The sequence below is a fragment of the Mesorhizobium sp. M7A.F.Ca.CA.004.06.1.1 genome (assembly GCF_003999135.1).
In the GTDB taxonomy this organism is placed as follows: Bacteria; Pseudomonadota; Alphaproteobacteria; order Rhizobiales; family Rhizobiaceae; genus Mesorhizobium.
The window spans coordinates 1-7,435 of record NZ_RZPQ01000246.1 but is presented as its reverse complement, the minus strand read 5'-3'; the positions used below and the strand labels follow the sequence as shown (position 1 = coordinate 7,435).

Here is a 7,435-nt window from a genome sequence, read left to right as displayed (position 1 = left end):
GTTTTCAAGCCGTCGCTGTGTCCCGCCAACAGCCGCTCATAGGCAGCCGGAATGTCATCCAGGCCGATCTCCTGGTCGATCAGCGCCAACAGCGGTTCGCTGAGTTCACCTAGCATCCGCACCGCCTCGGGCAGCTCATCGGCAAAGGCGTGGCATCCCAGCAAGCCGATTTCGCGTTCGACCAGCGTATTGGGATCAATGTCGAGGCGGCCATGGAAGATGCCCACCATGGCGATCGTGCCGCCGGGATCGACAACGCCAAGCAACTGGTTGAGCGCCGCGACGCTGCCGGTCGCCTCAATGGCCGCGAGCAGCGGGGCATTGGCGGTTGCGGCGGCAACGGCATCTCGGTTCAGATCGACGATCCTGGCCCCCGTCACCTGCGACACGCGGGCGCAGCGGGCCTGGTTGCGGTCGGTTACGAGCACGGTGCCCGCAAAAGTTCGAGACAGCAGCAGCGCGGCAAGACCGCCGATCGGCCCGCAGCCGACGACCAGCACGGAGCCGGCCGTTTTCGGCAGGCGCCGCACCGCGTGCAGCGCCACCGCCAGCGGCTCGGCCATCGCCGCGACCCGCTCGTCGAGCCCGGCATCGATGATATGCAAAAGCCGCGCGGGCAGCACCGCCTGTTCGGCAAACCCGCCGTCGCAGATTTCTCCCACAAAGCCCAGCGACACACAGAGATGCCGCCTGCCGCCATGACATTGCGCGCAGTCTCCGCACCAGAAACGGGAATCGGCGACCACCCTGTCGCCGACGGCGAAGGCGTCCACGCCCGCGCCGATGGCAGTCACCGTGCCGGTCAACTCATGGCCGGCCGTCGAAGGCGACCGGCTTATCCACTGTCCCGTGCGGAAATTGTGCAGGTCCGAACCGCAAATGCCGGCGGCGTCGACCCTGAGCTTCACCCAGCCCGCATCCGGCACGCCCGGCGTGGCGATGTCCTCGATGCGCAAGTCACCAGGTCCATACAGTCGTGCGGCCTTCATCACGATCGCTTCCGCTCAACCGGCGAGATAGCGGTCGCGGATTTCCGAGACCGCGTTCTCATGCGAGCTGAAGCCCTCGTAGCGGGCGAGCCTGCGGGCGTGCAGAGCGAGTTCCGGATAGGCCGCCGAGGTGACATAGCCGATCGACGAGCGCTTGACGAAATCCGTCACCGAAAGCGGGCCGTAAGTCCGCGCCCAACGGCTGGTCGGCAGCACCGCATTGGGGCCGAGAACGAAATTGGCCAGCGTCACCGGCGTGTGCGGACCCATCAGGATTTCGGCGGCCTCGGTGATGCGCCCGAGATGCGCGAATGGCTCCTTCGACAGGATCTCGAGATGTTCGGGCGCATAGTCGTTGATGAAGCGGTAGCTGTCCTCCAGCGACGCCGTCAGCACGATGCCGCCGCGCTTGCCGGTCAGCACCGCGCGCGAAAACTCGACACGCTGCTCGGTCATCCGCGACCAATGCTCGGGAAGTGCAGCAAGCGCTGCTTCTGCAACCTTGCGGCTGTGCGTCACCAGATAGGCCGAGGAATCCGGCCCGTGCTCGGCTTCGATCAACAGGTCGAGCGCGGCAAGGCCGCCGTCAACGCTGTCATCGGCAAAGATGATCGCTTCCGACGGGCCGGCCGGAAGGCCTGTGTTGATGACCGACGACAGCACGCTCTTGGCCGCCACCACCCACGGGCTGCCGGGGCCGACGATCTTGAGCGCGGGCTTCACCGTCTCGGTGCCGTAAGCGACGGCGGCAACTGCCTGGGCGCCGCCGCATTTGTAGACCGTGCCCACGCCGGCGAGACGCGCGGCGACGAGCGTTGCCGCATCCACCGAACCATCCGATGTCGGCGGCGTCACGATGGCGATCTGCGGCACGCCGGCAATCACCGCCGGCACCGACGTCATCATCGTCACCGATGGAAAGGCGCCCTTGCCGCGCGGCACGTAGAGCGCAACGGATGCGATCGGCGTGTACCTGTCGCCGGCGTAGGCGCCCGGCCGGACTTCCTTGAGCCACATCGTCTCCGGCTTCTGCTCCTCATGGAAATGCCTGATGTTGTCGATGCCGAACTGGATGCTCTCGACCACATCCTTTTCCACCTTGTCGAACGCCGCGTCGAACTCGGCTTCCGACACCTGCAGTTCGCCCTCGGCGACATTGGCCTTGTCGAGTTCCCTGGCGAAGCGGATCAAGGCGGCATCGCCTTCGTCCTTGACGGCCTGGATGATCGGCCGGACCTTCTCGACGAAGACCGTCAGATCGGCCTCGGCGCGCTTCAGCAGACTGGCGCGCTGGTCGGCATCGATGGATGACAAATCGTGGAAGCTGATGTCGGACATAACTGCTCGTCTCCTGGAACTCTTGGAACGCAATGACGGTTGGCCCGTGGATGGCCATAGTTCTGCGGGTCGACAGGCCGACCGGGGCAAGGATCAAAGCCGTCGAGAGGCTTCACCGGGCAAAAGTATATACATGTATGTATGATAGTCGCCAGCAATTTTTCCATCATCCGTCGAAACCACGGAGACAAACCTGCCTCGTCAGATCGAGGCGAGAAAGCCGCCATCGACCGGAATGGACTGGCCGGTTATGTAGGCAGCCGCATCCGAAGCGAGGAACACGGCGATGCCATGCAGGTCGTGGAGGTCGCCGAAACGACGCTGCGGGATTTTGGCCAGCATGGAGTGCTGCCATGCCTCGTTGCTGTAGAAAACGTCGGTCATCGCCGTCCTGAAATATCCCGGCGCGATGGCGTTGACCCTTATGCCAAGCTCCGCCCACTCCGCCGCAAGGGCGCGGGTCATGCCGAGCAGGCCCGACTTCGACGAGCCGTATGGCACCGCGGTGGGAATTCCGACTTCGGATGTCAGCGAGCACAGATTGATGATGGCACCAGGACGGCCGGCATCGCGCATCTGCCGCGCGGCGGCCTGGGCGCAGAAGAACGCTCCCTTGAGATTCGTGTCGACGATCCTGTCCCACAGCGCCTCGTCGACATCGAGCGAGGGCCGCACCTCCTCCACGCCGGCATTGTTGACGAGAATGTCGAGACCGCCAAGCAGGCTGGCAGCCTCTGCGGTGGCTGCGCGGCAGCGACCGACATCGGTGACGTCGAGGGCAACGGCATGCGCCACCCCGCCGGCGGCGCGGATGGCTGTCGTTGTGTCCTGTAATGACGCCAGGCTGCGCGCCGAGACCGCGACGTCGGCGCCGGCGGCACTCAGCGCTTCGGCGATGCTGCGCCCGATGCCTCGGCTTGCGCCGGTGACAAGCGCCTTCCTGCCGGAGAGATCGAAGAGAGAAGCGTTGCGCATGTGATCCTCCTTGCCGGCGTCGGTTTCCGCTTCAGCGTCGAGACTATCAGATCAAGTTACATATACAAGCATATACAAACTATTTCGACTACGGTACGGATGACGAAATCCACCGCAGAGGAGCCCACCCGTGTCGAAAGCCTCGGATATGGTCCGCACCGAAGTCAACCGTTTGTCGCCCTACAATTCCGGGCTCACCATTGACGAGGTCATGGAGCGATACGCACCGGCCAGGATCGCCAAACTGGGCTCCAACGAAAACCCGCTCGGGCCCAGCCCGACGCTAGCCACGACGATGCATGCCGGCTCCGAGATGTTCCGCCTCTATCCCGACCCCGCCGGGCGCAAGCTGCGCCAGGCGATCGGCGACAAATATGCCGTCGCCGAGGGCCAGATCATCCTCGGCAACGGTTCCGAAGACCTTCTCTCCGTCATCAGCCGTGCCGTGTTGCGGCCGGGCGACGCGGTCGTCACGCTCTATCCGTCGTTCCCGTTGCATGAGGACTACGCAACGCTGATGGGGGCGACCGTCAAACGCGTTGTCGTCAACGACGATCTCACCATCAATGTCGATGCGCTGGTCGAGGCGGTGCGCGAACGGCCGCGCATGCTGCTGTTTTCGAACCCGATGAACCCGGTCGGCAGCTGGCTCTCCGGCGGCGATCTGTCCAGGGTTCTGGATGCGGTCGGCGACGAGACGCTGATCGTCATCGACGAAGCCTATGCCGAATATGCCAAGGGCGACGATTATGCATCGTCCCTGCCCTATCTCGAAAAGCTGGGCCGGCCCTGGATCGTGCTGCGGACCTTTTCCAAGGCGTTCGGTCTGGCCGGATTGCGGATCGGCTTCGGCATCGTCGGTGACCCGGAGCTGCGCGCGCTGCTCGATCGCGTCCGCACGCCTTTCAACGCCAACGCGATGGCCCAGGCGGCCGCACTCGCGGCACTGGCCGACGACGAACACCTTGCCAGGGTCGTCGCGCTGGCCAATGCAGAGAGAAAACGCGTCGAGACTTTCCTGGCGAGCAAGGGCCTCGATGTCGCTGCCTCCAGGGGCAACTTCCTGTTCTTCAACTGCCGGCAAGATGCTTCCGCCTTCGTCGAAGGCCTGCTGCGTCACGGCGTCATCGTCAAGCCGTGGAAGCAGCAGGGTTTTGACACCTATGTGCGAGTCAGCATCGGCTCGACAGCGGAGAACGACCATTTCATGGCCGTTCTGTCGGAGCTGTTGTGAATACACGCTTTGGTCGGGATTCGGACGGGCAAGTTGACCCGCGCCTTGCGGCTGCGATGTGCCAGTTCGGACACGATGACACTCTGCGGTGCAGTTCGTTGAACGAAGGCAATAGATTTTTTGGGCTTCAAGCCGACAGCAGGCCTTAACTTTCGCGGCGTGGGTTTTTACATCTCGGGGGTCTGCAAACGATCGACGCTGAGGAGGCTCCCTTGCAGCAACCAGATGACATCGCCGCCCGCCGATTGGGCATTCTCATCGAGCAATATGTGGAAGCGCGCAAAAAGCGCTACGACTATGTGTCGACCGAGCAGGCCTATCGGGCCATCCGGCAGGTCCTCAAACCCGCCATTCCCGATCGCGAACTCGACGACATGGTCGCCTCGCTTGCCGTGAAGAAGGGCCTGGCGGTCGTTTTCGACCGCCAAACCAAATCGTCTGCCGATCATGTTCCTCGGGGCACAAGGCCCTAGATCAACGCAGGTCTGCAGGCGTCGAGCGCCACATCGATACGGGGCCAAACGGCCCCGTATCGATGTGCATCGCCGGAGGAACGAGCGATACACCCGCGCCGTAGGCCTGTGTGCCGCGAGCCGACGGGCGTGGCGGCTTCAGGCGGCAGTGCTGACCTTGCCCGGCTCAAGGATCGACTTGACCTTGTCGGCGACGGCGCGTCCCAGATCGGCGTTGTTTCCGGCAGTAAAATGGATGCCGTCAACACCATCCGTGGTGAGGTAATCGCCGGCATTGAGAAAATCGATCTTCATGAAATCCGCCATCGCCTTGTACTGCCTGGCCAGATCCCTGGATTTTTCGTGCCCGCCACCAAACATGCCCTCGAACCACGGATCGGGCATCGGGGTCAGCGGCGGCGGCGCAATGACCAGCGCCTTGGGAGCCGGATAAGGGGTGCCGATGCCGCCGGCACTGGTCAGGATCTGCCCGACCAGTTTCGCCATTCCATTGGCGATCTCATAAGGCGTCCGGCGGAAATAAGACTTGGTGTCGTTGGTGCCGAGCATGACGATGACCAGGTCGAGCGGCAGATGGCTGGCGATGGCCGAGGGCAGATAGTTCGCCCCGTTCAGGCGCGGATCGTTGGGGTCGTCGAGACAGGTCGTGCGCGCGCTCAGGCCTTCTTCGATGATGTGGTAGCCCGCCCCCAGCGCCGCCGCCATCACACCGGTCCAGCGCTGATCATAAGGGTAGCGGTAGGTCGGCGACCCTTCCTTGACCGGAACCCAGCCCCAGGTCAGCGAGTCGCCGTAGCACATGATGTTTTTTGGCGGTGACATCCATGTTTCTCCATCTGTTTGCAATTGTCTGAACGCCGGCGCACTTGCTCTTCGCCGTTTCAAATCAGGGGTTTCGCACGCGCACTCCGTAGAAGATCGCCGCGCCGAGGATGATGACGCCCTGCGCGATGAGCTTGCCGGGCTCGTCGATGCCGAGCACCGTCATCACCACGAACAGCAGCGCAAAACACAGCGCCCCGAAGAAAGGCCCCCAGACGCCGCCGTCGCCACGACCGAAGACGACGCCGCCGAGGATCGTTGCCGCGACCGCCAGGATCGGCAGGTCGAGGCCGATACGGACGCTGCCGACGGCGATGGAACCGGTCTGCACCAGGGCGGCGATCGCCGCTATCAGGCCGGCGAGCGTATGCGCCAGGATGACCGTGCGCTGGACCGGCACGCCGGAAAAATGCGCGGCTTCGGCATTCTCCCCGACCGAAGCGACGTAGCGGCCAAAGATGGTCCGCGACAGAAGCAGCCACACCGAAGCGGTCAGCAGGACCCAGAACAGCACCGGCGTCGGAACCGACAGGAATTTCGTGTTGTATAGGTCGTTGAACAGCTTCGGCACATCGCCGGGCGGATTGCCGCTCGACAGGAACTGCACCAGCCCGACCAGGATGATGCTGACCGCCAGCGTGACGATGACCGCCGACACCCGCCGGTTGCCGATCATGAAGCCGTTGAACAGGCCGATGACGAGGCCGGTGGCGAGCGCCAGCACGACGAAGAAAGGCATCGACGCGCCGGGGAAAGTGCCCGACGAGATGAAATAGTTGATGAGCAGGATGATGCCGCCGCCGGAAAGGTCGATCGACTTCACCCGCATGACGACGAGCTGCCCCAGAACCAGGATGCCGAGCGGCACGATCTGCCTGACGAAGATGCCCATGATGTTGAGGTTGAGCATGTTCGGCCGCGCGATCCACAGCGTCGCCAGCAGCACGATGAAGACAAAATAGGACGGCGGGATGCGCAGCAGACGCCGGGCGATCGGATTTGCGAGAACGGCGGCCATCGCTCAGAGCCCCATTTTCTTGCGGGATTGCAACCCGACCACCGCCAGCAGGATGCCGCCCTTGATCGCTGTCTGAACAAAGGGCGAGACGTTGGCGAGGTTCATGCCGTTAGCCAGCAGCGCCATGACCAGCGCGCCGATCACTGTGCCGTGCAGGCTGCCGATGCCGCCGGAGAGCTGGGTGCCTCCGAGCGCCACGGCGGTGACGGTATCGAGTTCGAAAAGCAGACCGACATTCGGATCGCCCGACACGATGCGCCCGGCCAGGAAGACACCGGCAGCGGCCGCGAAACAGGAGCAGACCACATAGGCGAGGATAATGTTGCGGCGGTCGGAGACGCCGAAATTGCGGGCAGCGCTTTCGGCGCCGGACGCGATGCCGCCGCCGATCGCAAACAGATGCAGCCCGTACCGGGATCCGTAGAGCAGTTTCCACGCTGCCAGGATCACGGCGATGCCCCAGAAAACCGGATAGGAAATGCCGAGGAAACTGCCCGAGACGGCATCGATGACGATCTCCGGCACGGTGCCACCGGAGACGGGACGCAGGATGCGCGTGATGCCGAGCACGATGTACTGCGTCGAC

The 7,435-nt window shown here is 63.7% G+C and carries 8 protein-coding genes; 2 read left to right on the top strand and 6 right to left on the bottom strand.

Going from position 1 to position 7,435, the window contains the following annotated elements; all coding sequences use genetic code 11:
* The 3 genes from EN906_RS16440 to EN906_RS16425 all read right to left on the bottom strand — a co-directional run.
* Positions 1–989: zinc-binding dehydrogenase (locus EN906_RS16440; RefSeq protein WP_127375258.1), on the bottom strand; the 989-nt coding region annotated here is incomplete at its 3' end.
* Between the two features lie 15 nt (positions 990–1,004).
* Positions 1,005–2,327 (bottom strand): histidinol dehydrogenase, encoded by a 1,323-nt coding sequence (gene hisD / locus EN906_RS16435; protein WP_127272454.1) that lies wholly within the window; start codon positions 2,325–2,327, stop codon positions 1,005–1,007.
* Positions 2,328–2,528: 201 nt separating this feature from the next.
* The gene (locus EN906_RS16425; RefSeq protein ID WP_127270780.1) at positions 2,529–3,302 is read right to left on the bottom strand and encodes a glucose 1-dehydrogenase; all 774 of its coding nucleotides are present in this window, start codon (positions 3,300–3,302) and stop codon (positions 2,529–2,531) included.
* Positions 3,303–3,432: 130 nt separating this feature from the next.
* Between EN906_RS16425 and EN906_RS16420 the strand changes: the two genes are divergently transcribed.
* Positions 3,433–4,536 (top strand): histidinol-phosphate transaminase, encoded by a 1,104-nt coding sequence (locus tag EN906_RS16420; RefSeq protein WP_127270781.1) that lies wholly within the window; start codon positions 3,433–3,435, stop codon positions 4,534–4,536.
* A 212-nt stretch (positions 4,537–4,748) separates the two neighbouring features.
* Complete coding sequence (locus EN906_RS16415) at positions 4,749–5,009, top strand: hypothetical protein (RefSeq protein ID WP_127272455.1); 261 nt, start codon at positions 4,749–4,751, stop codon at positions 5,007–5,009.
* A gap of 138 nt (positions 5,010–5,147) precedes the next feature.
* Here the strand turns inward: EN906_RS16415 and EN906_RS16410 are convergent, their stop codons facing one another.
* The 3 genes from EN906_RS16410 to EN906_RS16400 form a co-directional block, all read right to left on the bottom strand.
* The gene (locus EN906_RS16410; RefSeq protein WP_127271777.1) at positions 5,148–5,831 is read right to left on the bottom strand and encodes an SGNH/GDSL hydrolase family protein; all 684 of its coding nucleotides are present in this window, start codon (positions 5,829–5,831) and stop codon (positions 5,148–5,150) included.
* A gap of 64 nt (positions 5,832–5,895) precedes the next feature.
* Positions 5,896–6,849 (bottom strand): ABC transporter permease, encoded by a 954-nt coding sequence (locus EN906_RS16405; RefSeq protein ID WP_127272456.1) that lies wholly within the window; start codon positions 6,847–6,849, stop codon positions 5,896–5,898.
* A gap of 3 nt (positions 6,850–6,852) precedes the next feature.
* On the bottom strand, positions 6,853–7,435 hold a 583-nt coding region (locus tag EN906_RS16400), incomplete at its 5' end, for an ABC transporter permease (protein WP_164777200.1).

Coding starts and splice junctions, on each gene's coding strand:
- EN906_RS16405 (WP_127272456.1), bottom strand. CDS start 6,849: ATGGCCGCCGTTCTCGCAAATCCGATCGCCCGGCGTCTGCTGCGCATC.
- hisD (WP_127272454.1), bottom strand. CDS start 2,327: ATGTCCGACATCAGCTTCCACGATTTGTCATCCATCGATGCCGACCAG.
- EN906_RS16425 (WP_127270780.1), bottom strand. CDS start 3,302: ATGCGCAACGCTTCTCTCTTCGATCTCTCCGGCAGGAAGGCGCTTGTC.
- EN906_RS16410 (WP_127271777.1), bottom strand. CDS start 5,831: ATGTCACCGCCAAAAAACATCATGTGCTACGGCGACTCGCTGACCTGG.